Here is a 1,642-nt window from a genome sequence, read left to right as displayed (position 1 = left end):
CGTTCCTGAGCGAGGCGGGTTAGCTCAGAGAAAACACTCCCCAGCTCGTAGTACCTCTCCGAAGAGCCTCGCCTCTTGACAGGGGTGACCCCAGCCATCTCCCCGGCATAGTCAACGACGATCATCTCCGGTCTATATCCCAGATGGGCATGCACCATCCGTAAGTGAGCGTCCAGTGTCCGCACGGAGGCTGTCTGTGCAGGGAAATGCTTGATCAGCAGCCCGTTGGCGAAGAGCCTCCCGAAGTTCTTCATCATACGAGAGGCTCTTCTTTTGCGCTCGTAGAGATATCTCAGTTCTATGCCGGAGAATGAGGAGATAAACCGTTCGGAGATGTCGGCTTCGCTCATTTCCAACGTGAAATACACCACTTTCTTCCGCTGAAGGATTGCCGCCTTGGCACAGGAGATGAGAAACATAGTCTTGCCGACACCGGTTATCGATAAGACGACCGCCAGATCTCCGAGGCATATCCCTCCATGGGGAAGATGAGCATCCAAGTCGGAGATCAACGTGCGAATCGGTCGAAACATGTTTTCTTCCCGACTCAGTATCTTCTCCGCGTCCAGGAAAGGATTCAGTCCTAAGTCTGTGATCCCCTGCCCGACAGTGATCGCTTTTGTGAAGACAGCTTCCATATCGTTGATTCGATCCTCTTGCCACATATCAACCAGCTGGACCAAGGCAAGTCGGGTTGCCTGCCTGCGCGACACCTCTTTAATCTCCTCTTCGACGTAGCGCCTCTCCACATGGGACAGCGGCCTGTGCACCTTTCTATACAGGCGAACTAATTTCTTGCCGGTGTCAATATCTTTCTTGGCCGCTCCAGTGATGACGTCTTGAAGGATCGCGTAGGTAATCGGGAGACCGATTCTGGTGCTGGTTTCCCGAATTAGCTTCAACATCAGAGCGGAGGTGTCGTCTTCGAAGTACTCAGGCAGAGGCCAGTCTCCGGTCTGCATGGTGGGAGTCTCCATTACCACTGTCAATGCTTTGGTTTGGAACTCTCTCGTTTGGATGATCAGCCCCTTTCCTGCGTGATGGCCTCGCGTAAATAAACCTCGCCGGCTTCGAGGATCCTATAGAGCGCTTCACCTCCTCGTCCTTCTCTGGATATTCGATGGTCTCGGGTCAGCTCGTAGAGTGCGTTCCCTGTCTCTCCTGGGGCCCAGTAGTCAGGATGCCGGGGATGTTGCGCATTCAAATACTCCTGAAGTGCGTCTCGGCTACATGGTCCTTGTTGAAGATGTTCAAGGATCTCAATCTTCAGTGGGGATTTTTTTGCCTTTCTTATCTGGTCGGTGGGTAGAAGTCCCATCTGCTCTCTCCTTATGGTCGATGAACTCGCTCGAGAAAATTCCTGTGTCTTTCAAGAGATATAGCACTTCTTCCGGTTCCTCCTTTCTCGCATCACAGAGAGCCTGTAGCGTGGCTTCTTCGTTTCTATAGTCCTCGTCACGGACCACAATCACATTTCGAGCTTCGCGATATCGCTGATAGGTATAAAGAGCATTGTCAGTTAGGAGGAAGGGGGGATAGAGGTTGCCATCCCAACATTTTACTTGAGCTAGGATGTACCCGGCAGCATCATCGATGTTTTGCTCCTTGAGCAGTTGATCCAGTCGCTCGAAGCAGGTCATAT

The 1,642-nt window shown here is 52.1% G+C and carries 2 protein-coding genes; both read right to left on the bottom strand.

Annotated features, from left to right (window positions below):
• Positions 1–977: hypothetical protein (locus LN415_09805; protein MCJ2557380.1), on the bottom strand; the 977-nt coding region annotated here is incomplete at its 3' end.
• A gap of 282 nt (positions 978–1,259) precedes the next feature.
• The coding region (locus tag LN415_09800; protein ID MCJ2557379.1) for a hypothetical protein at positions 1,260–1,642 on the bottom strand (383 nt) is incomplete at its 5' end.

This window comes from Candidatus Thermoplasmatota archaeon, assembly GCA_022848865.1.
GTDB lineage: Archaea > Thermoplasmatota > Thermoplasmata > RBG-16-68-12 > JAGMCJ01 > JAGMCJ01.
This window is presented reverse-complemented; position numbering and strand designations above follow the sequence as displayed.